The organism is Streptomyces sp. NPDC054757, assembly GCF_053612185.1.
Genome location: NZ_JBSHBW010000024.1, coordinates 81,233 through 106,938, shown reverse-complemented (window position 1 = coordinate 106,938; position 25,706 = coordinate 81,233). Strand labels below are relative to the sequence as shown.

Below are 25,706 nucleotides of genomic sequence, written 5' to 3'. Positions count from 1 at the left end.
CCAAGTGATCGCCCTTTCACTCGCCGAGATCGCCGACATCATCGGCGGGCAGCCGCACGACATACCGGATCCGTCCGTCCTGGTCACCGGCCCTGTCGTCACCGACTCCCGCGCGGTGCGGCCCGGCAGTCTCTTTGTCGCGTTCGCCGGTGAACGCGTCGACGGCCACGACTACGCGCGGAGTTCCGCCGAAGCCGGGGCGGCGGCCGTGCTGGCCACCCGGCCCGTCGGCGTACCCGCCATCGTGGTGCCCGACGTGACCGCCGCGCTCGGGACGCTCGCGCGTACCGTCGTGGAGCGTCTCGGCACCGAGGTCGTCGCGCTCACCGGCTCGGCCGGCAAGACGTCGACCAAGGACCTGATCGCCCAGCTCCTGGAGCGCAAGGGCCCGACGGTCTACCCGGAAGGCAATCTCAACAACGAGATCGGCCTGCCGCTCACCGCGCTGCGCGCCGACGAGAGCACCCGCTACCTGGTGCTCGAAATGGGCGCGCGCTACATCGGCGACATCCGCTACCTCACCAGCCTGGTGCCGCCGAAGACCGGTCTCGTGCTCAACGTCGGGACCGCGCACATCGGGGAGTTCGGCGGGCGTGCGCAGATCGCCCAGGCCAAGGGCGAGATGGTCGAGTCGCTTCCGGAGCATGGCGTCGCCGTGCTCAACGCCGACGACCCTCTCGTACGGGCCATGTCCTCCCGTACCAAAGCGCGCCTCCTGCTCTTCGGAGAGGCGGATGAAGCGGACGTACGGGGAGAGAATGTCCGCCTCACCGAGACCGGACAGGCCGCATTTACGCTGCACACACCCACCGGGTGCAGCGATGTGACCTTGCGCCTGTACGGTGAGCACCACGTGTCGAACGCGCTTGCCGCGGCCGCCGTCGCACATGAGTTGGGCATGTCCGCTGACGAGATCGCAACGGCGCTCTCCGAAGCTGGCTCGCTCTCCCGCTGGCGCATGGAGGTCACCGAGCGTCCGGACGGTGTGACGGTTGTCAACGACGCCTACAACGCGAACCCCGAATCCATGCGCGCCGCGCTGCGCGCGCTGGCGGCCATGGGCCAAGGCGCACAGGCCAGGGGGGGACGTACGTGGGCGGTGCTCGGCCAGATGGCCGAGCTCGGTGACGAGTCACTCGCCGAGCACGACGCGATCGGACGGCTCGCCGTCCGGCTCAACGTGAGCAAGCTCGTGGCAGTCGGGGGTGTGGAAGCGTCCTGGCTGCAACTGGGCGCCTATAACGAGGGTTCGTGGGGTGAGGAGTCGGTGCACGTGTCCGACGCGCAGGCGGCCGTCGACCTGTTGCGCAGTCAACTGCGTGAGGGAGACGTCGTGCTGGTGAAGGCGTCCAGGTCGGTGGGGTTGGAGCAGGTGGCGTCCGCGCTGCTCGAAGGTGGTACCGAGGGCGAGGTCGCCGCCCGATGAAGCAGATTCTCTTCTCGGGAGTCATCGGACTCTTCCTCACCCTGGTCGGCACACCGCTGCTGATCAAACTCCTTGCCCGCAAGGGGTACGGGCAGTTCATCCGGGACGACGGGCCGCGCGGCCACCACGGCAAGCGCGGCACGCCGACCATGGGTGGTATCGCCTTCATCCTGGCCACGGTCATCGCCTACCTCGCCACCAAGCTGATCACCGGCGACCCGATGACGTTCTCGGGTGTGCTGGTGCTCTTCCTGATGACGGGGATGGGCCTGGTCGGCTTCCTCGACGACTACATCAAGATCGTCAAGCAGCGCTCGCTGGGCCTGCGGGCCAAGGCGAAGATGGCCGGCCAGCTGATCGTCGGTATCGCCTTCGCCGTACTCGCCCTGATGTTCAAGGACTCGCGCGGCTACACACCGGCCTCCACCAAGCTCTCCTTCGTCTCGGACTTCGGCTGGTCGATCGGGCCCGTGCTCTTCGTCGTCTGGGCGCTGTTCATGATCCTGGCCATGTCGAACGGGGTGAACCTCACCGACGGCCTCGACGGCCTCGCCACCGGTGCATCGGTGATGGTCTTCGGCGCGTACACCTTCATCGGTGTCTGGCAGTTCCAGGAGTCCTGCGCCAACGCGGCGACCCTGACCAACCCCAGCGCCTGCTTCGAGGTGAGAGACCCACTCGACCTGGCGGTCGTCGCGTCGGCCCTGATGGGCGCCTGCTTCGGCTTCCTGTGGTGGAACACCTCACCCGCCAAGATCTTCATGGGTGACACCGGTTCGCTGGCGCTGGGCGGCGCGCTCGCCGGGCTCGCCATCTGCTCGCGCACCGAGTTCCTGATGGCCATCCTCGGCGGCCTCTTCGTCCTGATCACCATGTCCGTCGTGATCCAGGTCGGCTCGTTCAAGCTGACCCGCAAGCGTGTCTTCAAGATGGCACCGCTCCAGCACCACTTCGAACTCAAGGGGTGGTCCGAAGTCCTTGTCGTGGTCCGCTTCTGGATCATCCAGGGCATGTGCGTGATCGTCGGTCTCGGACTCTTCTACGCGGGCTGGGCGGCCGCCAAGTGAACTGGCAGGGCAAGCGCGTCACCGTGGCTGGCATGGGTGTCTCCGGGCTTCCGGCGGCGCGCGCCCTGCACGGCCTCGGCGCCGAGGTCACCGTCGTCAACGAGGGCGACGACGAGCGCGCCCGCGCGCAGGCCGCCGAACTCACCGCGCTGGGCATCACGGTGCGCCTCGGCGACGGGGCGACGCTGCCCGACGGCACCGAACTGGTCGTCACCGCACCCGGCTGGAGCCCCGGCAAACCGCTCTTCCTGGCGGCGGCCGAAGCAGGCGTGCCGGTCTGGGGCGACGTCGAACTCGCCTGGCAGCTGCGGGGTCCGGACGCGGCCCCCTGGCTCGCGGTCACCGGCACCAACGGCAAGACCACGACCGTACGGATGCTCGCCTCGATTCTGCGCGCCGCCGGGCTGCGCACCGAGGCCGTCGGCAACATCGGCGTCTCGCTGCTCGACGCCGTACTCGGCGACCAGGAGTACGACGTACTGGCCGTGGAGCTCTCCAGCTACCAGCTGCACTGGGCGCCCAGCCTGCGTGTCCACTCGGCGGCCGTGCTCAACCTGGCCCCCGACCACCTCGACTGGCACGGCTCGATGGCGGCGTACACGGCCGACAAGGGCCGGGTCTACGAGGGCAACACCGTCGCCTGCGTCTACAACGCCGCGGACCCGGCCACCGAGGACCTGGTCCGCGCGGCCGACGTGGAGGAGGGCTGCCGGGCCATCGGCTTCACCCTCGGTGCCCCCGGGCCCTCACAGCTCGGCGTGGTCGACGGCATCCTGGTCGACCGGGCCTTCGTCGCGAACCGGCAGACGCAGGCCCAGGAGCTGGCCGAGGTCTCCGACGTCAACCCGCCGGCCCCGCACAACATCGCCAACGCCCTCGCGGCGGCGGCGCTGGCCCGCGCGTACGGCGTGGCGCCCGCGGCCGTACGTGACGGGCTCCGCGCCTTCCGGCCCGATCCGCACCGGATCGAGAAGGTGGCCGACGTCGCGGATGTCGCGTACATCGACGACTCCAAGGCCACCAACACCCATGCCACCGAAGCCTCACTGGCGGCCTACGATCCGATTGTCTGGATCGCGGGCGGCCTCGCCAAGGGCGCGAGCTTCGACGAGCTGGTCGAGGGGGCGGCGAAGCGGCTGCGGGGCGTCGTGCTGATCGGCGCCGAGCGGGCGCTCATCGCCGAAGCCCTGGCGCGACACGCCCCGGAGGTACCGGTGGTCGACCTCGACCGGACCGACACTGGGGCCATGTCAGCGGCGGTCCGGGAGGCGGCACGGCTCGCCCGTCCGGGGGACACGGTCCTGCTGGCCCCGGCCTGTGCCTCCATGGACATGTTCGCCAACTACAACAAGCGTGGCGAGGCATTCGCCGACGCGGTACGCGAGTTGGCCGCCGAGAACGGCTAGGGTCTGTCCGGCCGTACGGCCCCGCGCCGGGACCCGGCGGAGAGCCGGGCACGAGTGGAGGGGACAGACATGCCGGTCAAGGACAGAGGCGGGCGTGGCGGTACCGGGACGGCACGCCGCCCGTCCGCGGTCCGGCGCGGCCCCGCACCGCGCGGCGGGGCCGGAAGCCAGCTGCGCCGCAGCTACGAACAGGCGCGGAGCGCCCTGGACCGCCCGCTGACGGCCTACTACCTGCTGGTGGGTTCCGCCCTCCTGATCACGGTGCTCGGCCTGGTGATGGTCTACTCGGCGTCGATGATCAAGGCGCTGGAGATCTCCGAGCCCGGCTCGTTCTTCTTCCGCAAGCAGCTCTTCGCCGCGGTGCTGGGCGGAGGCCTCGCGCTCATCGCGACCCGGATGCCGGTGAAGCTGCACCGGGCCCTCGCCTACCCCCTGCTCGCGGGCACCGTCTTCCTGATGGTCCTCGTCCAGGTGCCGGGGATAGGGCGTTCGGTCAACGGCAACCAGAACTGGATCTCGCTGGGCGGCCCCTTCATGCTCCAGCCGAGCGAGTTCGGCAAGCTCGCCCTGATCCTCTGGGGCGCCGACCTGCTCGCCCGCAAGCAGGAGAAGAAGCTGCTCACGCAGTGGAAGCACATGCTGGTGCCGCTGGTACCCGTCGCCTTCATGCTGCTCGGACTGATCATGCTCGGCGGCGACATGGGCACGGCGATCATCCTCACCGCGATCCTCTTCGGACTGCTGTGGCTCGCGGGGGCACCCACCCGGATGTTCGCGATGGTGCTCGGCATCGCGGCGTTCATGACGTTCCTGCTGATCAAGACCAGCCCGAACCGGATGGGCAGGCTCGCCTGCATCGGCGCGACCGACCCGGGCCCGCAGGACCAGTGCTGGCAGGCGGTGCACGGAATCTACGCACTCGCGTCCGGCGGCTGGTTCGGATCCGGACTGGGTGCGAGTGTGGAGAAATGGGGCCAACTCCCCGAGCCCCACACGGACTTCATCTTCGCGGTCACCGGGGAGGAACTGGGCCTCGCGGGGACTCTGTCGGTACTCGGCCTCTTCGCGGCTCTAGGCTATGCGGGTATCCGCGTGGCCGGACGCACGGAGGACCCCTTCGTGAGGTACGCAGCGGGAGGTGTGACCACCTGGATCACGGTCCAGTCCGTGATCAACATCGGTGCGGTGCTCGGTCTGCTGCCGATCGCCGGTGTGCCGCTCCCGCTGTTCTCCTACGGGGGCTCCGCCCTGCTGCCGACCATGTTCGCCGTCGGGCTGCTGATCGCCTTTGCGCGATCGGACCCCGCGGCGAGAAGGGCTCTGGCCTTGCGGAGGCCCGGGGTGAGATGGAAGTCGATGAGACGGCGCGTCAAGAAGCGTCCGTCCGGAGAGCGGTGAATTTCGGTGCATGTCGTACTCGCCGGCGGGGGGACCGCCGGCCACATCGAGCCGGCGCTCGCCCTTGCGGATGCCCTGCGCAGGCAGGACCCGGCCGTGGGCATCACGGCCCTCGGCACGGAGCGCGGACTCGAAACCCGTCTCGTGCCCGAACGGGGCTACGAGTTGGGGCTGATCCCCGCCGTGCCGCTGCCCCGCAGACCCACCCCCGAGCTGATCACCGTCCCCGGACGGCTGCGCGGGACGATCAAGGCCGCCGAGCAGATCCTGGAGCGGACCAGGGCCGACTGCGTCGTCGGCTTCGGCGGCTATGTGGCGCTGCCCGGCTATCTCGCCGCCAAGCGTCTCGGCGTACCGATCATCGTGCACGAGGCCAACGCCAGGCCGGGTCTTGCCAACAAGATCGGTTCCCGGTACGCGGCCGCCGTGGCTGTGTCGACGCCAGACAGCAAGCTCCGCGGCGCCCGTTACATCGGGATCCCGCTGCGCCGCACGATCGCCGTCCTCGACCGGGCCAGGGTCCGCCCCGAGGCGCGTGCCGCCTTCGGACTCGACCCCAACCTGCCGACGCTGCTGGTCTCCGGCGGCTCGCAGGGCGCCCGCCGGCTCAACGAGGTGGTCCAGCAGGTCGCCCCGGTGCTCCAGCGCTCCGGGATCCAGATCCTGCACGTGGTCGGCCCGAAGAACGAACTGCCGCGTGTCGACAACATGCCCGGAATGCCGCCCTACCTCCCGGTACCGTACGTGGACCGGATGGACCTCGCGTACGCCGCGGCCGACATGATGCTCTGCCGCGCGGGCGCGATGACCGTGGCCGAGCTCTCCGCCGTCGGGCTGCCAGCCGCCTATGTGCCGTTGCCGATCGGCAACGGCGAACAGCGGCTCAACGCCCAGCCGGTGGTCAACGCCGGCGGCGGCCTGCTGGTGGACGACGCCCAGCTGACCCCCGAGTGGGTGCAGGGCAACGTCCTGCCGGTTCTCGCCGACCCGCACCGGCTGTTCGAGATGTCCCGCGCCGCAGCCGAGTTCGGCCGGCGCGACGCCGACGACCTGCTCGTCGGCATGGTGTACGAGGCGATCGCGGCGCGCCACCAGGCGTGACGCCCTAAGGAGCGAGCGTGGCCGGACCGACGACCGCACAGCGCGGCGAGCGCAACCCAGCGGCGGAGTCCGGCCGCGGCCGCCCCCGGGGGCAGGGGAGGCGCCCCGGCCGCCTCCGGCCGCGCGGCCGGAGGCTGGTGGTCCTGGTGGCGGTCGTCGTGCTGCTTCTGGCAGGCGGCGGTATCTGGGCTCTCTACGGCTCGTCCTGGCTGCGGGTGGAGCAGGTCCGGGCCACCGGGATGCGGGTTCTGACCCGGGACCAGGTGGAGTCGGCCGCGGCCGTTCCGATCGGTGATCCGTTGATTTCAGTCGATACGGATGCGATGGAGAACCGGCTCCGGAAGAAATTGCCCCGAATCGACTCGGTGGTTGTCACCCGTTCATGGCCGCACGGCATCAGTCTGAAAGTGACCGAGCGAAAGCCGGTACTGCTCATGAAGTCGGGCGGTAAGTTCACAGAAGTGGACGCGAAGGGCGTGCGTTTCGCCACAGTGGAAAGCGCTCCCCGAAGAGTGCCGGTACTCGAATTGACCGCGGGTCAGTCACCGAGTCTCCGCCGTTTCGGCGTGGACCGGCTGCGGGTCGAGGCAGTCAGGGTCGCCGGAGAACTTCCGCCCGCTGTCGCCCGCGACACCCTTTTCGTCCGGGTCAGTTCATACGACTCGATCTCGCTTGAGCTGACCGGGCACCGCACAGTGGCCTGGGGGAGCAGCGAGTTCGGCCCGGCGAAGGGCCGCGCGCTCATTGCACTCACCAAAGCCGCCCCCAAGGCGGCGCACTTCGATGTGAGCGCCCCCACCGCCCCCGCGGCGTCAGGGAGTTGACGTACATCGTCGCTGGCCAGGACCCTGGTTGGTCAGCGCAACGGCTGATCACATAGGGTGAAAAGAAAAACGGGAGGTTCGGCGTGTTCATTGAACGTGCGCCACTTGTCGACTTAGTGTCCTGTTCGGAGAGTCCAAGGAGCAGACACACTGGTAACCCTGAACTTCACAGTTAGGGTTCGGGTCGGCGTTCGGACCGTCCCATCGGCATCCGTCGTCGCGACGCGGCAAGCGCGCAGCGGCGACACGTAACTCGAGGCGAGAGGCCTTCGACGTGGCAGCACCGCAGAACTACCTCGCAGTCATCAAGGTCATCGGTGTCGGCGGCGGTGGTGTCAATGCCATCAACCGAATGATCGAGGTCGGCCTCAAGGGCGTCGAGTTCATCGCGATCAACACCGACGCACAGGCCCTGTTGATGAGCGACGCCGACGTCAAGCTCGACGTCGGCCGTGAACTGACCCGGGGCCTCGGCGCCGGGGCCAACCCGGCAGTCGGCCGCAAGGCGGCAGAGGACCACCGTGAGGAGATCGAGGAGGTCCTCAAGGGGGCCGACATGGTCTTCGTCACCGCAGGAGAAGGCGGCGGCACCGGCACCGGCGGCGCACCCGTGGTCGCCAACATCGCCCGTTCGCTGGGCGCACTCACCATCGGCGTGGTCACGCGCCCCTTCACCTTCGAGGGGCGGCGCCGCGCCAACCAGGCGGAGGACGGCATCGCCGAACTCCGCGAAGAGGTCGACACCCTCATCGTCATTCCCAACGACCGCCTGCTGTCCATCTCGGACCGCCAGGTCAGCGTCCTCGACGCGTTCAAGTCCGCGGACCAGGTACTGCTCTCCGGTGTCCAGGGCATCACCGATCTGATCACCACACCGGGTCTGATCAACCTGGACTTCGCGGACGTCAAGTCCGTGATGTCCGAGGCCGGATCGGCGCTCATGGGGATCGGTTCGGCCCGCGGTGACGACCGCGCGGTGGCCGCGGCCGAGATGGCGATCTCCTCGCCCCTGCTCGAAGCGTCCATCGACGGCGCACGCGGAGTGCTGCTCTCGATCTCCGGCGGTTCGGACCTCGGTCTCTTCGAGATCAACGAGGCCGCACAGCTGGTGAGCGAGGCCGCCCACCCCGAGGCGAATATCATCTTCGGTGCCGTCATCGACGACGCGCTCGGCGACGAGGTGCGGGTCACGGTCATCGCGGCGGGCTTCGACGGCGGACAGCCGCCGACCCGCCGGGAGAGCGCCATCGGTTCGGGCTCCGCCAAGCGCGAGGAGCCCGTACCGGTCCGGGCCACCGAGGCACCCCGGTCACTCGGCGGTCTCGGTGCGGTCACCCAGCGCGAGGAGACTCCGGCCCCGGCCGAGACCGAGCGGGTGAACGAGGCCCCGGCCGCACCGGTCGCCCCGCCGCAGGTGCCGCCGGCCCGTCCGTACCAGGACAGCCAGGCCGAAGAGCTGGACGTACCGGACTTCTTGAAGTGACACGTCGTCCCATAACCGCGTACGACAGCGCGATGTCCACGAACGGCGCGCACTTCGCTTTCACCGACAGGTGGGGCGGGGTGAGCGCCGTTCCGTACGAGGAGCTCAATCTCGGCGGTGCGGTCGGGGATGACCCGGCCGCCGTCATGACGAACCGTGAGACCGCCGCGCGGTCCCTGGGCATCGACCCGGCGCGGGTCGTCTGGATGAACCAGGTACACGGGCGCGAAGTCGCCGTGGTCGAAGGCCCCTGGGCCGAGGCGCTCGGCGACCATGCGGAAATCCCCGCAACCGACGCGGTCGTGACGGCCCGCCGGGGGGTTCCGCTGGCGGTGCTCACCGCCGACTGTGTCCCCGTCCTGCTGGCCGACCCGGTCGCGGGGGTGGTGGCCGCCGCACATGCCGGCCGTCCCGGGCTGGTCGCCGGGGTCGTGCCCGCCGCGGTCGGCGCGATGGTCTCGCTCGGCGCCGACCCCGCGCGGATCACGGCCCGTACCGGACCGGCCGTCTGCGGGCGTTGCTACGAAGTCCCCGCCGAGATGCGGGCCGAGGTCGCCCGGGTCGTGCCCGAGGCCTGGTCGGAGACGAGCTGGTCGACGCCCGCGGTGGACGTCACGGCGGGTGTGCTCGCCCAGCTGTCGGCGCTCGGGGTCGTGGACCGGGCGCACTCGCCGGTCTGCACCCTGGAATCGACCGACCATTTCTCCTACCGTCGCGACCGCACCACTGGGCGGCTCGCCGGATATGTCTGGCTGGACTGATAGCGCATGACGGATCGCAGGGGCGAACTCGCCGCCAATCTGGCCCGTGTGGAGGAGCGCATCGCTTCGGCCTGCGCGTCCGCCGGCCGCGAGCGGGAGGAGGTGACCCTGATCGTGGTCACCAAGACGTATCCCGCGAGCGATGTGCGACTTCTCTCGGAACTCGGCGTACGGCAGGTCGCGGAGAACCGCGACCAGGACGCGGCACCGAAGGCCAAGGAGTGCGCGGATCTGTCGCTTTCCTGGCACTTTGTCGGTCAGCTTCAGACGAACAAGGTCCGTTCTGTAGCGAGTTATGCCGATGTTGTGCAGTCGGTGGACCGGGCCAGACTTGTTACATCTCTCTCAGCCGCCGCTGTCCGGGCCGGTCGTGAACTCGGCTGTCTGGTCCAGGTCGCGCTCGACGCGGAGGCCGGCGGACGTGGGGAGCGCGGCGGTGTCGCCCCGGACGGCGTGGGGGAGTTGGCCGATTCGGTGGCTGCCGCACCAGGACTGCGGCTCGACGGGCTGATGACCGTCGCACCGCTGGCCGGCCCGTACGCGGGACGGCAACAGGCGGCGTTCGAGCGGCTGATGGAAATCTCATCCCGCCTGCGCGTGACTCATCCTGCTGCCAACATGGTGTCAGCAGGGATGAGTGCGGATCTCGAAGAGGCGGTGAAGGCGGGTGCGACACATGTCCGCGTCGGCACTGCGGTACTCGGCGTCCGTCCCCCGCTCGGGTAACGTCGCGAAGCAAGTCGGACCACAGCAGAAAATATGGTCATTCCCGCCAATCGACGGGCAGACCCAGTGGATCGCGGGCACTTGGTGACGCTGCGAAATTGGCACAAGGCGATCCACCACAGAGCGGAGGACTCAGAGCATGGCCGGCGCGATGCGCAAGATGGCGGTCTACCTCGGCCTCGTGGAGGACGATGGGTACGACGGCCCGGGGTTCGACCCCGACGACGAGTTCGAACCCGAGCCCGAGCCCGAGAGGGACCGACGGCGACACCAACCTCCGCATCAGCCGCACCAGTCCCAGCAGGACGAACCGGTGCGAATGGTGCAACCGCCCGCTCAGCGCGAGCCTGTTGCGCTACCGGCGGAAAGCGGACGACCCGCCCGAATCGCCCCCGTGGCGTCCATCACACCTGAACGTCCGAGCATGGAGAAGAACGCCCCGGTGATCATGCCCAAGGTTGTGTCCGAGCGGGAGCCCTACCGCATCACCACGCTGCACCCCCGGACCTACAACGAGGCCCGTACCATCGGGGAACACTTCCGTGAGGGCACTCCGGTGATCATGAATCTGACCGAGATGGATGACACCGACGCGAAGCGACTTGTCGACTTTGCCGCAGGACTTGTCTTCGGTCTGCATGGCAGCATTGAGCGGGTGACGCAGAAGGTGTTCCTGTTGTCGCCTGCTAACGTCGATGTCACGGCGGAGGACAAGGCCCGTATCGCAGAGGGCGGTTTCTTCAACCAGAGCTGAGAGAGACACCGGGTACGACCCCGGCCGGGAGGCCGGAAGAACAAGAGCGTCAGGGGAGAGGGAAGCGTTAGATGGGCATCGCATTGGATGTGGTCTACATCGCGCTGATGTGTTTCCTCATCGTGCTGATCTTCCGGCTTGTCATGGACTACGTCTTCCAATTCGCCCGTTCATGGCAACCCGGCAAGGTGATGGTGGTCGTTCTGGAGGCCACTTACACTGTCACCGATCCACCGCTCAAGCTTCTGCGGCGGTTCATTCCGCCGCTGCGTCTCGGGGGCGTGGCGCTCGACCTGTCCTTCTTCGTTCTGATGATCATCGTCTACATCCTGATCAGCATTGTGAGCCGGGTGTGAACGATTCGGTCCTGCCGACTGCCGACGACTACGTAGAGGTGAAGAAGAGATGCCGCTGACCCCCGAGGACGTGCGGAACAAGCAGTTCACGACCGTCCGCCTCCGAGAAGGCTATGACGAGGACGAGGTCGATGCCTTCCTCGACGAGGTCGAAGCCGAACTGACGCGACTGCTCCGCGAGAACGAGGATCTGCGCGCCAAGCTGGCCGCCGCGACGCGTGCCGCCGCGCAGAATCAGCAGCAGGGCATGCGCAAGCCGCCCGAGCAGCAGGACGGCCGGGGCGGCGGTCCCAACGCTCCCGTGCCCGCCGCCATATCCGGTCCACCGCAGGGCCAGCAGCAGCCGCAGATGGGTCCGCCCCAACTGCCGGGCGGACAGCCCCAGCTGCCTGCAGGTCCTGGCGGTCACGGCCCCGGTCCCCAGGGTCAGCACGGCCCGGGTCCGCAAGGCCAGCACGGCCCCGGTCCCCAGGGCCAGCACGGTCCGGGTCCGCAGGGTCAGCACGGCCCGGGTCCCATGGGCCAGCAGGGCCCGATGGGCGGCCAGGGCCAGCTCGGCCCCGGCCCCATGGGGCAGCAGGGGCCGATGGGCCAGGGCCCGATGGGCCAGCAGGGTCCGATGGGCGGTCAGGGGCAACTCGCCCAGGGCCCCATGGGCGGTCCGATGGGCGGCCACGGCGGTCCCCCGCAGATGCAGCAGCAGGGCCCCGGCGGCGACAGCGCCGCCCGTGTGCTCTCGCTCGCGCAGCAGACGGCGGATCAGGCGATCGCGGAGGCCCGTTCCGAGGCCAACAAGATCGTCGGCGAGGCCCGGAGCCGTGCCGAGGGTCTGGAGCGGGACGCCCGCGCCAAGGCTGACGCACTGGAGCGGGACGCTCAGGAGAAGCACCGCGTGGCGATGGGCTCGCTGGAGTCGGCCCGCGCGACGCTGGAGCGCAAGGTCGAGGATCTGCGTGGCTTCGAGCGTGAGTACCGGACCCGTCTGAAGTCCTACCTGGAGAGCCAGCTGCGTCAGTTGGAGACCCAGGCGGACGACTCGCTGGCCCCGCCGCGGACCCCGGCGACCGCTTCGCTGCCGCCGTCGCCCTCGATGGCTTCGGCCGGTGCGGGCGCCATGGGGCACACCCAGCACGGCATGGGCGGTGGCAACCAGTCCATGGGCGGTCAGCCGTCGATGGGCGGTGGCCCCTCGTACGGTGGTCAGCAGCAGATGTCGCCTGCGATGACTCAGCCGATGGCGCCGGTGCGGCCGCAGGCTCCGCAGCCGATGCAGCAGGCGCCTTCGCCGATGCGCGGGTTCTTGATCGACGAGGATGACAACTGAGGTGAGTGCTCGTTGAGCGCTTGACGGTCGGTTGACTGAGGGCCGGGCCCCGGGGTTTCCCTGGGGCCCGGCCCTTTTGCGTGGGGTGTTCGGGTTGCGGTGCGGGTGTGTGGGGCACCTGGGGCGGGCCTGCTCCTCCCGCCCCAGCTACCCGCTGGGAGGTGCCGCCGGGAGGGGCTGGAGGGGAGCGCGAAAGCCGATGGGCCCGGCCGGAGTTCCGGCCGGGCCCATCGGGGCGGGTGGTGTTATGCCTCTGTCTTGTGGAGGTGGAACGTCAGCGCGAGGCCCTCGTCCGTGAAGGGCTCGCCGTACGCCTCTGTGTCCGGGCCGCCCTCCGCGTAGTCCAGGGCCAGGACCTCGTCCGCGATCAGGGCGGCGTGTTCGGCCAGGGCCTCCCTGGTCTCCGGGGTGGTGCTGGACCAGCGGACCGCGATGCGGTCGGCCACGTCCAGGCCGCTGTTCTTCCGGGCCTCCTGGATCAGGCGGATGGCATCACGTGCCAGCCCGGCCCTTCGCAGCTCCGGGGTGATCTCCAGGTCCAGGGCCACCGTCGCACCCGAGTCGGACGCCACCGACCAGCCCTCACGGGGGGTTTCGGTGATGATCACCTCGTCGGGTGCGAGGGTGACGGTCTCGCCGTCGACCGTCACGGACGCCGTGCCCTCGCGCAGTGCGAGCGAGAGGGCTGCCGCGTCCGCCCCGGCCACCGCCTTGGCCACGGCCTGGACCCCCTTGCCGAAACGCTTGCCCAGCGCGCGGAAGTTGGCCTTGGCCGTGGTGTCCACCAGGGAGCCGCCGACATCGGAGAGCGAGGCCAGCGAGGAGACGTTCAGCTCCTCGGTGATCTGGGCGCGGAGTTCGGGCGTCAGCGCGGCGAACCCGGACGCGGCGACCAGGGCGCGGGAGAGCGGCTGGCGGGTCTTGACGCCCGACTCGGCGCGGGTCGCGCGGCCCAGCTCCACCAGCCGGCGCACCAGCGCCATCTGCTGCGAGAGCTGCGGGTCGATCGCCGTCAGGTCGGCCTTCGGCCAGCTGGACAGGTGCACCGACTCCGGGGCGCCCGGGGTGACCGGGACGACCATGTCCTGCCAGACCCGCTCGGTGATGAACGGAGTGAGCGGCGCCATCAGTCCGGTGACCGTCTCGATCACCTCGTGCAGGGTGCGCAGCGCCGCCGCGTCGCCCTGCCAGAAGCGCCGGCGCGAGCGGCGTACGTACCAGTTGGACAGGTCGTCGACGAAGGCGGACAGGAGTTTGCCGGCCCGCTGGGTGTCGTACGCGTCGAGGGACTGGGTGACCTGGTCGACCAGCGCGTTGAGTTCGCTGAGCAGCCAGCGGTCCAGCACGGTGCGGTCCGCGGGCGCAGGGTCGGCCGCCGAGGGGGCCCAGCCGGACGTACGGGCGTACAGCGCCTGGAAGGCCACCGTGTTCCAGTACGTGAGGAGGGTCTTGCGGACCACCTCCTGGATCGTGCCGTGGCCGACCCGGCGGGCCGCCCAGGGGGAACCGCCCGCGGCCATGAACCAGCGCACGGCGTCCGCGCCGTGCTGGTCCATCAGCGGGATGGGCTGGAGGATGTTGCCCAGGTGCTTGGACATCTTCCGGCCGTCCTCGGCGAGGATGTGGCCCAGGCAGACGACGTTCTCGTAGCTCGACCTGTCGAAGACCAGCGTGCCGACCGCCATGAGCGTGTAGAACCACCCGCGCGTCTGGTCGATGGCCTCGGAGATGAACTGCGCCGGGTAGCGCCGCTCGAAGAGCTCCTTGTTCCGGTACGGGTAGCCGTACTGCGCGAACGGCATCGAGCCCGAGTCGTACCAGGCGTCGATGACCTCCGGGACCCGGGTGGCGGTCTTCTCGCACTGCGGGCACGGGAAGGTGACCGCGTCGATGTACGGGCGGTGCGGGTCCAGCTCCGACTGGTCGGTGCCGGTCAGGTCGGTCAGCTCGGCGCGTGAACCGATGACCGTGAGGTGGTCGTCCTCGCAGCGCCAGATCGGCAGCGGGGTGCCCCAGTAGCGGTTCCGGGAGAGCGCCCAGTCGACGTTGTTGTTCAGCCAGTCGCCGAAGCGGCCCTGCTTGACCGAGTCCGGGAACCAGTTGGTCTTCTCGTTCTCCCGGAGCATCGCGTCCTTGACCGCGGTGGTCCTGATGTACCAGGACGGCTGCGCGTAGTAGAGGAGCGCGGTGTGGCAGCGCCAGCAGTGCGGATAGCTGTGCTCGTACGGAACGTGGCGGAAGAGCACACCGCGGTCCTGGAGGTCGGCGACGAGGGTCTCGTCGGCCTTCTTGAAGAAGGCGCCGCCGACCAGCGGGAGGTCCTCGTCGAACGTGCCGTCCGGGCGGACCGGGTTGACGACCGGCAGGCCGTACTCCCGGCAGACCTTGAGGTCGTCCTCACCGAAGGCCGGGGACTGGTGGACGAGTCCGGTGCCGTCCTCCGTGGTGACGTACTCGGCGTTGACGACGTAGTGCGCATCGGCCGGGAATTCGAGCAGCGTGAACGGACGCTGGTAGGTCCAGCGCTCCATCTCGGCTCCGGTGAAGCGCTCGCCCGTGGTCTCCCAGCCCTCACCGAGTGCCTTGTCGAGCAGCGGCTCCGCGACGACCAGTTTCTCGTTGCCGTCGGTCGCGACGACGTAGCTGACGGCGGGGTGCGCGGCGACGGCCGTGTTGGAGACCAGCGTCCAGGGGGTGGTCGTCCAGACCAGCAGGGCGGCCTCGCCGGCCAGCGGCCCCGAGGTGAGCGGGAAGCGCACGAAGACGGAGGGGTCGACGACCGTCTCGTACCCCTGGGCCAGCTCGTGGTCCGAGAGGCCGGTGCCGCACCGCGGGCACCAGGGGGCGACGCGGTGGTCCTGGACCAGCAGGTCCTTGTTGAAGATCTCCTTCAGCGACCACCAGACGCTCTCCACGTAGGAGGGGTCCATCGTCCGGTACGCGTTCTCCAGGTCGACCCAGTAGCCCATCCGGGTGGTCAGCTCGGCGAAGGCGTCGGTGTGCCGGGTCACCGATGCGCGGCACTTGTCGTTGAAGGCGGCGATCCCGTACGCCTCGATGTCCTGCTTGCCGCTGAAGCCGAGTTCCTTCTCGACCGCCAGCTCGACGGGCAGGCCGTGGCAGTCCCAGCCGGCCTTGCGGGGCACGTGGTAGCCCTGCATCGTACGGAAGCGCGGGAAGACGTCCTTGAAGACACGGGCCTCGATGTGGTGGGCGCCGGGCATGCCGTTGGCGGTCGGCGGCCCTTCGTAGAACACCCACTCGGGACGTCCTTCGGACTGCTCCAGGCTCTTCGTGAAGACCTGTGCCTCGCGCCAGAAGTCCAGCACGGCGTGTTCAAGGGCGGGCAGGTCGACCTGGGCGGGCACCTGGCGGTACAGGGGCGGTGTCATCGAACTCCTCCAACGGACGTTTCTCTCTCCGTCGGAGGGACGAGAGCCAGTCGCTCCCGCGGTACCACCCTCCTTGGCCGCGGCTGTCGTGCCGTGGCCCCCTCATTGGGGTCGCGGTGCCGGTTCTACTCGCCCCGTCCACGGTGTCCGGGGGTTTCTTCCGACAGCTCGGGGTGATCTTCACGCCGTGCCTGCCTCCGGGCTCACACCGTCCCCGGATCGCTCGTGGCCGCCTGCGCCGCTACTCGTCCCGTCCATGCCTTCCGCTGCGGCCAGTGTACGGGCCCGGCAGGGCGCGCTCCGACCGGTTTTCCCGAGGGTGCCCCCGGCCGCCGCGGTGACCCGAATGGCCACACGGGACCCATCGGGAACAGCCGGACCCGCGGCCGGCGGATTACCGGGCGGGGAGCTGGGCACAACGCATGCAGGTCCGGCCTGCCCCGGACGTGAGGAGGGCTGAACCGGCGGCGTGCCCCGTTGCCGCGCGACTGGTGTCGATTTATCGTCCCAGCAGACTCGCGAGCAAGATCACAAAATGTGAAGGGGCCGCGGCCATGGTGGCGAAGAAGACCGCCGGATCGAGATCGGCGTCCGCAGATTCCACCGCGAAGAAGGCCGCGGCGGCGAAGAAGGCAGCAGCCAAGAAGGCGGCATCCAAGAAGGCCGAGAAGGCAGCAGCCGATGAGACCGCAGCCGATGAGACCGCAGCCGAGGAGACGGCCGCCGGAGAGGCCGGCCGGACGGCCGCGAAGAAGTCCGTGAAGAAGGCCACGAAGAAGACTGCGAAGAAGACTGCGAAGAAGACTGCGAAGAAGGCGGCTGCCAGGAAGACGGCCGCATCGAGTACGCCACCGGGCCACCGGGCGCCGGGCAGCACGGCCGCGACCGCGGCACAGGGGGCGGCCGAGGCCGCGGAAGAGACAGGAGCCGAAACGGTGGTTGCGAAGAAGAGTGCTGGAGGGGACGGGGCAGCGGGCGAGCGCGCCGTGTCCACGGCCCGGGTCGTCGCGCCCGCGGCCCCCGACGAGCTGCCCGTACGGCCCGGAGAGGACCCCTGGACTCCGGAGGAGGTCGCGGAGGCGCGGGCGGAGCTGCAGAGCGAGGATCTGCGGCTGGGGGCCGAGATCGCCGCGGCCGAGACGGCTCTCGCCGGTCTGATGCGGGACTCCGGCGACGGCGCGGGGGACGACCAGGCCGACACCGGCACCAAGAACATCACCCGGGAGAGCGAGCTGGCGCTCGCCGCCAACGCGCGCGAGATGCTGGAGCAGACCGAGCGGGCGCTGGAGCGGCTCGACGCGGGAACCTACGGGCTCTGCGAGAACTGCGGGAAGCCGATCGGCAAGGCGCGGATGCAGGCCTTCCCGCGCGCGACCCTCTGCGTCGAGTGCAAGCAGAAACAGGAGCGCAGGTACTGAGGGCTTCCGGGCGCGTGTGCCGTAGGTGTGTCGTACCCTCGTCCTCAGTCAGTACTGAGGCGAGGGAAACACGTGGCAGAGGCGGAGCGCATCATCGGTACGCCGGACGTTCCCGAGTCGGCGGGGGACGCACCGGAGCAGCCGTCCGCGGAGGAGACCACCGTGGTGGCCGCCCCCGAGGCTTCGGCCGCGGACGGGGAGAGCTCCGACGAGCGGCCCCGGGGCAGGCGCAGGCTCACGGTGCTCTTCGCCGTGGCCGTTCTCGCCTACCTGCTCGACCTGGTGAGCAAGATGGTCGTGGTGGCCAAGCTGGAGCACCACGCCCCGGTCAAGGTGATCGGCGATCTGCTCCAGTTCGACGCGATCCGGAACGCGGGCGCGGCCTTCGGGCTGGGGTCGGCGTACACCGTGATCTTCACCATGGTCGCGGCGTCCGTGATCGTGGTCATCGTCCGGCTGGCCAGGAAGCTCTACAGCGCGCCCTGGGCCGTCGCCCTCGGCCTGCTGCTCGGTGGGGCGCTGGGCAATCTCACCGACCGGATCTTCCGCGCACCCAGCGTCTTCCAGGGTGAGGTCGTCGACTTCATCAGGCCCGCGCACTTCGCGGTGTTCAACCTCGCCGACTCCGCGATCGTCTGCGGCGGCATCCTGATCGTGCTGCTCTCGTTCCGTGGCCTCGACCCCGACGGGACCGTCCACAAGGACTGACTGGCCGGTCCCGCAAGCCGGCGGAAGCGTCCCACGAGGCCGGCGGCCGGGAGGGTCCGGCGGGCAAGGCATACTCGACGGGTGAGCACCGTTCCCGAGATCCGCACCCTGCCCGTTCCCGACGGCCTGGAGGGCGAGCGCGTCGACGCCGCCATCTCCCGTATGTTCGGGTTTTCCCGTACCAAGGCGGCCGACCTCGCCGCCTCCGGAAAGGTGCAGGTCGACGGGTCGGTGGTCGGGAAGTCCGAGCGGGTCCACGGCGGCGCCTGGCTGGAGGTCGAGATGCCGGCGGCCGCGGCCCCCGTGCGGATCGTCGCCGAGCCCGTCGAGGGCATGGAGATCGTCCACGACGACGACGACATCGTGGTGATCCTGAAGCCCGTCGGTGTCGCCGCCCACCCCAGCCCCGGCTGGACCGGTACCACCGTCATCGGCGGTCTCGCGGCTGCCGGGTACCGCATCTCCACATCGGGTGCGGCCGAGCGCCAGGGCATCGTGCACCGGCTGGACGTGGGGACGTCCGGACTGATGGTGGTGGCCAAGTCGGAGCGCGCGTACACCCTGCTCAAGCAGCAGTTCCGGGAGCGCACGGTCGACAAGCGCTACCACGCGCTGGTGCAGGGACACCCGGATCCGATGAGCGGGACGATCGACGCCCCCATCGGACGCCACCCCCAGCACGACTACAAGTGGGCTGTGACGGCCGAGGGCAAGCCGTCCGTCACGCACTACGACCTGATCGAGGCGTTCCGGGCGGCCTCGCTGCTCGACATCAAGCTGGAGACCGGTCGTACGCACCAGATCCGGGTGCACATGTCCGCCCACCGCCATCCTTGTGTGGGCGACATCACCTACGGCGCCGACCCGACCATGGCGAAGCGGCTCGGACTGACACGGCAGTGGCTGCACGCGATGAGCCTGGGCTTCGAGCACCCGTCGGACGGCCAGTGGGTCCAGTTCCGCAGCGAGTACCCGGAGGACCTGCGGAAGGCGCTGGAGGCGATCCGGGCGGAGAGCGAGCAGCGGTGACCACTGGGTACGAGGTGCGGGTGGTGGCCGACCCGGCCGGTCTCGACGCCTGCCTCGCCGTCCGCAGGGACGTCTTCGTGACCGAGCAGGGCGTGCCGCCCGAGCTGGAGTACGACGCGTACGACACCGACGCCGCCACGGTCCATGTGCTGGCCGCCGACGCGGAGGGTCCGCTGGGCACCGGGCGGCTGCTGCTGCCTGCCGCGGGCCCGGGGCGCGGTGTGGACGAGCCGGGCGTCGGCTCGCTCGGCCGGCTCGCCGTCGCCGCCGCCGCGCGGGGCAGGGGCGTCGGCGCCGCGCTGGTCCGGGCGATCGAGGACGCGGCCCGTGAGCACGGGCTGACCGCCGTCGATCTGCACGCGCAGACCCATGCTCTGGGTTTCTACGAGCGGCTGGGGTACGAGGTGTACGGCCCCGAGTTCCCGGACGCGGGCATCCCGCACCGGGCGATGCGCCGGACGGTCGGGGACGCGGCGCCCCGCTGAGGGGACGGGCCGCGCCCCTGACCGGATGTCAGGACCGGTGACGTGGCCGGCCGGTCAGTCCGGCAGCCCCCAGGGTTCGGCCGTCCCGTTCGCCGGTACGTCCCTGGGGCCCCGGGTCCCGTGGCCGCCGCGCGGGGTGACCACGGCCGCCGCACCGCGCGGCAGCCGTACCGCGATCCGGCCGGGACCCGTACCGCGCCAGGACAGCGGGCGCCCGTGGTCGTCCCGTACGTCCACCGCGCCGGAGATCCCGTGGTCGAGCGTGAGCGGTTCGCCCGCCTCGCTCCTGATCCGTATCCAGCGGGTGGCGCCGCCCGCCCGGTCCGCGTCCACGAGGAAGGCGCCCTCGGTACGCAGCGATGCGATCGACGCGTCCGCCCAGCGCTCCGACACCGAGGGGAAGACCTTCAGCACCCCGCCGTCGCCCTGCACCGCCATGTCCAGCATCGACTGGACGGCGGCCGGCGGGGATTCGAGCGCCAGGTTCTTGCCCTCGCGGTACATCGTGTTCGGCGTCAACTGGCAGTCGGCCACGGTGTTCCCGCCGGTGAAGAAGGCCAGCCGGTCCAGGGCCTTCTCCGGCTCGCCCGTCACGGAGTACATGGACGACAGGGTGGCGTAGCTGTAGCCGTGCCAGGCGCTCCGCATGCTCGTCCAGTGGTCCAGCGAGCGCCGTATCACGTCCCGGTCGGCCGGCCGGTCCCACTTCCGCTCGCGCAGCGGGTAGAGCCAGAGCAGATGGGAGTGGTGGCGGTGCGAGTCCGCCAGCGGGACGTCCTTGCCGATCATCACCCCGTCCGCCGGATCCTCCGCGTACGGGGTGAGCCTGGCCGCGATGTCCCGCCACTGCCGGGCCCTGGGGTCGTCCACGCGCAGCAGCCGGGCCGATTCGATGAGCGTACGGACGCCCCAGCGGATCAGCGAGAGGTCGTAGGTGCAGTCCGCCGCGTCGGCGTACTCGGGGGAGCGGGTGGTCAGCAGGTGCAGCCTGCCGTCGCCGCCCTCGTGCAGGAAGTGGGCGTAGAAGGCGATGGCCTTCGCGAGGATCGGATGGACCACGTCGCGCAGGGTGGCGAGGTCCATCGAGTGCCGGTAGGACAGCCAGACGTTGTGCAGGGCCCAGGTGAGATTGCCGAAGTTGTCGGAGATGCGGCTGGAGCCCGGGACTCCGACGTCGTAGGTGTCGCCCGCCCGCAGCTGCCAGTCGGACGGATGCCCGAGGGCGTAGCTCCGGCCGTCGCGGTAGGCGGTGGGCACGGAGGCCGAGAGGTTCTTCTCGAAGCGGCGGAACGCCTGGGTCACCGAGTCGAGTTCGGGGTGGTTGGTGCCGTTGACCGGCGCCATCCCGATCTGGACGTTGAGGTTCCACCACACCGCCGTCCAGCTGTTCCCGACCTCCGGGTACCAGGGCCCCCACTCGGACATCGTCGGGCCGTCGGCGCGGGTGGCCGAGGCCAGTTTGTAGAGCTGGAGGATGAAGAAGGTCTGGAGCCGCTTGTCCGGTACGGAGAGGAAGCTGCGCCGGTAGTAGGCGTGCCACCACGCCCGGTGCCGGGCGACCAGCCGGTCGGGGCCGGTGGCCAGGGCGCGGTCCACCGCCCGTACGGCGTCCGCGGTCGCCTGCCGTACATCGCCGGGGAAGAGGTGGACGAGTTGTGCTGCCAGCAGCCGTCCGGTGCCCTCGCGCTGCTCCCGCCAGGCCGTTGTCCAGCCGCCGCCCGCCAGCAGCGGCTGCTCCACGAAGCCCGCGCCGACCCGCGGATCCGGGTTGGGCGTGTAGTCGGCCGGTCTGTCGATGAGCCGGGTACTGGCGGCCTGGAGCCACTGGAAGGACCAGGCGGCGGAATCCTCGCCCGCGCTCGGCCGGGTCGAGACCAGCAGCGCGCCCGAATCGTTCTGTACGAGCGCGGAGAAGGTGAGGGAGCCGCGGGTGGTGGTAAGGGTGCCGCGCAGCTCCGCGTCGTAGGGGTCGAGCGTCCAGTCGACCGCGGTGATCTCCCCGGCCAGGGTGAGCGTGAAGTACCCGACGGGCAGCCGGGAGTAGCCCGTGCCGCCGCGCCACTGGCCGCGCTGGTCCTGCACCTGGCTGTGGCTGATCATCAGCTTCAGGGTGTTCGCGGCCGCGCCCTGGTAGAGCTGAGCGCCGAGGTAGCCGTTGGCGAGGAAGGGCGCGTCCTGCCAGCCGGTGGGCAGCCGCCGCCACTTCATGGCGGCCGCGCGGACCGTGCGTTCGTACACATCGGGGCGGTGGGCCGCGGGCCCGCCGTCGGCCGGGGCCGCCCAGGCGGTGCGGGACCCGGCCAGCCAGAGGGCGGCGGTCGCGCCCGCCGCCGTACCGGCGAAGTGTCTGCGGGAGAGCTCGTGCACGGTGGGTCTCCTGTTCCCCGCGGGGGCCGGGCCCGCGCGGTGTGCGGCGTACGGTGTCCGGCCAGGGGGCCGGTGCGGTGCGGGGCGCCCCGGGCGGGGCGTGGTGTGTCAGGAGGCGGGCAGCCCGCGGCAGGCGTCGGCCGGCGGGCCCATGCCGTGGTCGGGGCCGGCGCCGTACAGCTCGGCCGGCGGTTTCGGCGCCACGATGATGCCGGTGAAGAAGGACGAGCCGGTCCCCGCCGCGTGCGGGCGGCGGATGTGCTGGTCGATCCCCCGGGCGTTCTCCTCGGCCCGGGCACGGTCCTCGGAACCCGCCGGAAAGATCCGATCGCCGACGCTGTCGAAGGTGACTCCGGTGTGCGGCGGGCGGAAGTCGTCGATGACCTGGCCGTCCTATCCGTACGAGGCCGGGGTGCGCGGGTCGTTGCAGCGGGACTCGGTCATCGGCTCGCCGGGGTTCGCCCGGACCATGTCGGTGAGGAAGAGCAGCCGCCTGCCGGGGGAGTGGTCGTACGGCCGGGCCGGTGCGCGGAGGGCATAGGAGCTCCAGTCAGGTATGTGTCGGCAGTTCTCGTTCCTGAATCCATGCACCCTGCATAGTGCCCGCGCCCGCACCGGACCGGAAGACCTCGCGCACCATAGACATCGGATGAAAGCGGAGGTGTGACGCGAGCCGAGCCGGAACGGGCGGGGCTATTGGGCCGGTACGCGCCCCTTGCATGGCACGCTTGGGCCACTGATCGTCAAGGTTTCGGCAGTGATGCCGACGGAGATTCCGACAGCCCCGGAGGGCACCCCGTGGACCAATTGGCACTGCTGCTCCTGCTGTTGATCGGAGCGGTGGTCTCCGTACCGATCGGCGAGCGGCTCGGGCTGCCCGCGCCGGTCCTGATGACGCTCGGCGGAATCTGCCTCGCCCTGCTGCCCTTCGTGCCCAATGTCGACATCCCCTCGGACTTCATCCTTCCGCTGGTACTGCCGCCCCTGCTGTACGCGGCCGTACAGCGCACCTCGTGGCGGCAGTTCACGGCCAACTTCCGGCCGATCCTGCTGCTCGCCGTGGCACTGGTCTTCGTGACGACGGCCGCGGTGGCCGCCGTCACGAGCGCGATCGTGCCGGGCCTGCCGATCGCGGCCGCGGTCGCGCTGGGTGCGCTGGTGGCGCCGCCCGACCCGGTGGCGGCGACCGCGGTGGCGGGCGCGCTCGGGCTGCCCCGCCGGCTGGTCTCGATCCTGGAGGGCGAAGGGCTGTTCAACGATGTGACGGCGATCGTGCTCTACCACGTGGCCATCGCCGCCGCCGTGACCGGGACGTTCTCCTGGCCGGTCGCGGCAGGGCAGTTGGTGCTCTCCGCGGTGGTGGCCGTGGTGGTGGGGATCGCACTCGGCTGGATCACCAACAAGCTGATGGGGCTGCTCGGCGACACCACCCTGCAGATCGGCCTCACCCTCCTGGTGCCCTTCCTCAGCTATGTGCTGGCCGAGGAGCTGATGGGCTCGGGCGTGCTGGCCGTGCTCACCTCCGCGCTGTTCCTCGCCGAACACACCGCCGATGCCGACGACGTACGCGGCCGGCTGGAGGGCAACGCCTTCTGGGAGATCGTCGACACCCTCGTCACCGGCGTGACCTTCGGCCTCATCGGCCTTGAACTGCATGTGGTCTTCGGCACCGCGGGAGGGCATCTGGCCGAGATGATCGGCTGGGGTGCGGCGGCCGTCGGCGTGGTGGTCGGACTGCGTCTGGCGTGGCTGCTGCCCGCCACCTGGCTGGCGAAGAAACTGCACACCCTGCGGGACTACGACGAGGACATCCCCACCAGCTGGCGCGAGACCATCGTCATGTGGTGGTCCGGGATGCGCGGCGTCGCATCGGTCGCACTGGCCCTCGCCATCCCGATGACCAAGGACGACGGCAGCCCCTTCCCGGCCCGCAGCGAAATGATCTTCATCGCCTTCGCGGTGGTCATGGTCACCCTGGTCTTCCAGGGGCTGACCCTGCCCTGGCTGGTGAAGAAACTGGGGGTCCGCGCGGACACCGGCGCCGAGCGCGAACTGGAACGGAGCCTGGCGGTACGGGCGGCCAAGGCCGCCAGACACCGGCTCAAGGAGATCCAGGGCGTCGAGGAGCTGCCCGAGGACGTCCAGGAGCGGCTGGCCCGCGGCGCGTTCGAGATCGGCGTCAGGATCAGCCCCGACATGGTCGACGAGGAGCGGCACGCCGCGTATCTGAAGCGGGCCGAGCGGGTCAGGACGGTCCAGCGGATCCAGCGGGAGATGATGTCGGCGGCCCGCCACGAGGTGCTCTCCGCGCGCAACGAACCCGGCGCGGACCCGGAGATCGTCGACCGGGTGCTGCGCCACCTCGACGTACGCAGCCTGCGGTAGCGCCGGTCCCTCTGTCCGATCTGTTCGCTCTGTCAGGAGCCGGCCGTATCTCCTTGGCCGCTGAGCCGCTGAGCCGCTGAGCCGCTGAGCCGCTGAGCCGCTGAGCCGCTGAGCCGCTGAGCCGCTGAGTCGCTGGGCCGCTCAGTCCCTCAGCCCCGGCCGGTCCTGGGGTTGGGGTCGTGCTTGACGGGGGCGGCGTCGTGCTTGAACAGGTCGGGGCCGCCCCAGCCGTTCTTCGACAGCTCGGCCGGCGCCGTGGAGATCCTCGGCAGGGCGTACGGATGCTCGTCGCGCAGCCAGGCGATCAGCTGCTCCCGTACCGCACACCGTACGGTCCAGATGTCGTCGGCGTCCCTCGCGGTGACCACGGCCCGTACCTGGATCGTGCTCGGAGAGGTGTCCGTGACCGCCAGCGACCAGTTCCTGCCGTCCCACGACGGGATCTCCCGCAGGATCTCCCGCAGCTTCTCGCGCATCTGCGGGACGGGCGTCGAGTGGTCCAGCTCGAAGAAGACCGTGCCGGACATCTGCGCACCGCCGCGCGACCAGTTCTCGAACGGCTTGCTGGTGAAGTACGAGACCGGCATGGTGATCCGGCGCTCGTCCCAGGTGCGTACCGCGAGGAAGGTCAGCGTGATCTCCTCGATGGTGCCCCACTCGCCGTCCACGACCACCGTGTCCCCGATGCGGACCATGTCGCCGAAGGCGATCTGCAGCCCGGCGAACAGGTTGCCCAGCGTGGACTGCGCGGCCACACCGGCGACGATGCCGAGGAGTCCGGCCGAGGCCAGCAGGGAGGTCCCGGCCGTGCGCATCGCGGGGAAGGTGAGCAGCATCGCGGCGGCGGCCACCGTCGCGACGATCGCGGTCACCACCCGCTGGATGAGGGTGACCTGGGTACGGACCCGGCGGAGCCTGGCCGGATCGCGGGTGGTGGCCGCGTAGCGGGCGTACGAGGAGTCGACGATCGCCGTCGCGATCCGCAGCGCCAGCCAGGCCGTGGACCCGATCAGCACCAGGCTGAGGATCTGCCCGATCCCGGTGGCGTGGTGCTCGACCGCCTTCAGCCGCACCTCGTGGTAACTGCCCCGCAGCAACGCCGTGATCAGCACCGACTGGAGCGGCACCCGGCAGCGCCGCAGCAGGCCCCAGAGCGGGGTCTCGTGGTGGCGGGCGTCCGTTCTCCTCAGCGCGCGGTCGACCAGCCAGCCCACCGCGAGGGTCAGCACCACCGAGCCGCCGATGACGATCAGCGGTCGCACGACGGTCTCCATGCCTCCTGCCGCAGCTGGCACC

21 protein-coding genes are annotated in these 25,706 nt (G+C 70.2%); 18 read left to right on the top strand and 3 right to left on the bottom strand.

Translation table 11 applies throughout. The features are described 5' to 3' along the window. Window positions 1-4 precede the first annotated feature (4 nt). The 12 genes from ACWGKJ_RS25810 to ACWGKJ_RS25755 all read left to right on the top strand — a co-directional run bounded on the left by ACWGKJ_RS25810 (window position 5) and on the right by ACWGKJ_RS25755 (window position 12,626). The gene (locus ACWGKJ_RS25810) at window positions 5-1,426 is read left to right on the top strand and encodes a UDP-N-acetylmuramoyl-tripeptide--D-alanyl-D-alanine ligase (protein ID WP_385023688.1); all 1,422 of its coding nucleotides are present in this window, start codon (window positions 5-7) and stop codon (window positions 1,424-1,426) included. Further along, window positions 1,423-2,493 (top strand): phospho-N-acetylmuramoyl-pentapeptide-transferase, encoded by a 1,071-nt coding sequence (gene mraY / locus ACWGKJ_RS25805; RefSeq protein WP_385023686.1) that lies wholly within the window; start codon window positions 1,423-1,425, stop codon window positions 2,491-2,493. Before ACWGKJ_RS25810 ends, mraY begins: the two co-directional genes overlap by 4 nt. Further along, window positions 2,490-3,899: a UDP-N-acetylmuramoyl-L-alanine--D-glutamate ligase gene (gene murD, locus ACWGKJ_RS25800; RefSeq protein WP_385023684.1), complete on the top strand. Its 1,410-nt coding sequence runs from the start codon at window positions 2,490-2,492 to the stop codon at window positions 3,897-3,899. Before mraY ends, murD begins: the two co-directional genes overlap by 4 nt. A 69-nt stretch (window positions 3,900-3,968) precedes the next feature. After that, on the top strand, window positions 3,969-5,297 hold the full coding sequence (gene ftsW / locus ACWGKJ_RS25795) for a putative lipid II flippase FtsW (RefSeq protein WP_385023682.1): 1,329 nt from the start codon (window positions 3,969-3,971) through the stop codon (window positions 5,295-5,297). A 6-nt stretch (window positions 5,298-5,303) separates the two neighbouring features. Next, window positions 5,304-6,398 (top strand): undecaprenyldiphospho-muramoylpentapeptide beta-N-acetylglucosaminyltransferase, encoded by a 1,095-nt coding sequence (murG, locus tag ACWGKJ_RS25790; protein ID WP_385023680.1) that lies wholly within the window; start codon window positions 5,304-5,306, stop codon window positions 6,396-6,398. Between the two features lie 17 nt (window positions 6,399-6,415). Next, on the top strand, window positions 6,416-7,222 hold the full coding sequence (locus ACWGKJ_RS25785) for a cell division protein FtsQ/DivIB (RefSeq protein ID WP_385023678.1): 807 nt from the start codon (window positions 6,416-6,418) through the stop codon (window positions 7,220-7,222). A 274-nt stretch (window positions 7,223-7,496) separates the two neighbouring features. Then, window positions 7,497-8,705, top strand: coding sequence for a cell division protein FtsZ (ftsZ, locus tag ACWGKJ_RS25780; RefSeq protein ID WP_385023676.1), 1,209 nt, complete (start codon window positions 7,497-7,499; stop codon window positions 8,703-8,705). A gap of 32 nt (window positions 8,706-8,737) precedes the next feature. Further along, window positions 8,738-9,466, top strand: a complete 729-nt coding sequence (gene pgeF / locus ACWGKJ_RS25775; RefSeq protein ID WP_385023674.1) for a peptidoglycan editing factor PgeF — start codon at window positions 8,738-8,740, stop codon at window positions 9,464-9,466. Between the two features lie 6 nt (window positions 9,467-9,472). After that, window positions 9,473-10,192 (top strand): YggS family pyridoxal phosphate-dependent enzyme, encoded by a 720-nt coding sequence (locus tag ACWGKJ_RS25770; protein ID WP_385023672.1) that lies wholly within the window; start codon window positions 9,473-9,475, stop codon window positions 10,190-10,192. A 139-nt stretch (window positions 10,193-10,331) separates the two neighbouring features. Continuing rightward, the gene (locus tag ACWGKJ_RS25765) at window positions 10,332-10,946 is read left to right on the top strand and encodes a cell division protein SepF (protein ID WP_385023670.1); all 615 of its coding nucleotides are present in this window, start codon (window positions 10,332-10,334) and stop codon (window positions 10,944-10,946) included. A 71-nt stretch (window positions 10,947-11,017) separates the two neighbouring features. Further along, window positions 11,018-11,302 carry a YggT family protein gene (locus tag ACWGKJ_RS25760; RefSeq protein WP_385023668.1) on the top strand — a complete coding sequence of 95 codons (285 nt, stop codon included), beginning with the start codon at window positions 11,018-11,020 and terminating at the stop codon, window positions 11,300-11,302. 49 nt (window positions 11,303-11,351) lie between these two features. Beyond that, window positions 11,352-12,626, top strand: a complete 1,275-nt coding sequence (locus ACWGKJ_RS25755) for a DivIVA domain-containing protein (protein ID WP_385023666.1) — start codon at window positions 11,352-11,354, stop codon at window positions 12,624-12,626. A 245-nt stretch (window positions 12,627-12,871) separates the two neighbouring features. Here the strand turns inward: ACWGKJ_RS25755 and ileS are convergent, their stop codons facing one another. Beyond that, window positions 12,872-16,018: an isoleucine--tRNA ligase gene (gene ileS, locus ACWGKJ_RS25750; RefSeq protein WP_385023664.1), complete on the bottom strand. Its 3,147-nt coding sequence runs from the start codon at window positions 16,016-16,018 to the stop codon at window positions 12,872-12,874. A gap of 554 nt (window positions 16,019-16,572) precedes the next feature. On the opposite strand from ileS, the gene ACWGKJ_RS25745 reads away from it, so the two are divergent. The 4 genes from ACWGKJ_RS25745 (at window position 16,573) to ACWGKJ_RS25730 (ending at window position 19,658) form a co-directional block, all read left to right on the top strand. Continuing rightward, entirely contained in the window at window positions 16,573-17,436 is an 864-nt protein-coding gene (locus ACWGKJ_RS25745; protein ID WP_385023662.1) for a TraR/DksA family transcriptional regulator, read from the top strand. 72 nt (window positions 17,437-17,508) lie between these two features. Further along, a complete protein-coding gene (gene lspA, locus ACWGKJ_RS25740; protein WP_385023660.1) occupies window positions 17,509-18,144 on the top strand; it encodes a signal peptidase II in 636 nt (211 codons plus the stop codon). An 81-nt stretch (window positions 18,145-18,225) separates the two neighbouring features. Then, complete coding sequence (locus ACWGKJ_RS25735; RefSeq protein ID WP_385023658.1) at window positions 18,226-19,173, top strand: RluA family pseudouridine synthase; 948 nt, start codon at window positions 18,226-18,228, stop codon at window positions 19,171-19,173. Further along, complete coding sequence (locus ACWGKJ_RS25730; RefSeq protein ID WP_385023656.1) at window positions 19,170-19,658, top strand: GNAT family N-acetyltransferase; 489 nt, start codon at window positions 19,170-19,172, stop codon at window positions 19,656-19,658. The genes ACWGKJ_RS25735 and ACWGKJ_RS25730 overlap by 4 nt, the downstream gene beginning before the upstream one ends. 54 nt (window positions 19,659-19,712) lie before the next feature. Here ACWGKJ_RS25730 and ACWGKJ_RS25725 read toward each other — a convergent pair whose 3' ends face one another. Beyond that, window positions 19,713-22,025, bottom strand: a complete 2,313-nt coding sequence (locus tag ACWGKJ_RS25725; protein WP_385023654.1) for a glycosyl hydrolase family 95 catalytic domain-containing protein — start codon at window positions 22,023-22,025, stop codon at window positions 19,713-19,715. Between the two features lie 214 nt (window positions 22,026-22,239). On the opposite strand from ACWGKJ_RS25725, the gene ACWGKJ_RS25720 reads away from it, so the two are divergent. Beyond that, entirely contained in the window at window positions 22,240-22,566 is a 327-nt protein-coding gene (locus ACWGKJ_RS25720; protein WP_385023652.1) for a hypothetical protein, read from the top strand. A gap of 257 nt (window positions 22,567-22,823) precedes the next feature. Then, window positions 22,824-24,410, top strand: coding sequence for a Na+/H+ antiporter (locus ACWGKJ_RS25715; protein ID WP_385023650.1), 1,587 nt, complete (start codon window positions 22,824-22,826; stop codon window positions 24,408-24,410). Between the two features lie 149 nt (window positions 24,411-24,559). On the opposite strand, the gene ACWGKJ_RS25710 is transcribed toward ACWGKJ_RS25715, so the two are convergent. Then, a complete protein-coding gene (locus ACWGKJ_RS25710) occupies window positions 24,560-25,684 on the bottom strand; it encodes a mechanosensitive ion channel family protein (RefSeq protein WP_385023648.1) in 1,125 nt (374 codons plus the stop codon). Window positions 25,685-25,706 lie beyond the last annotated feature (22 nt).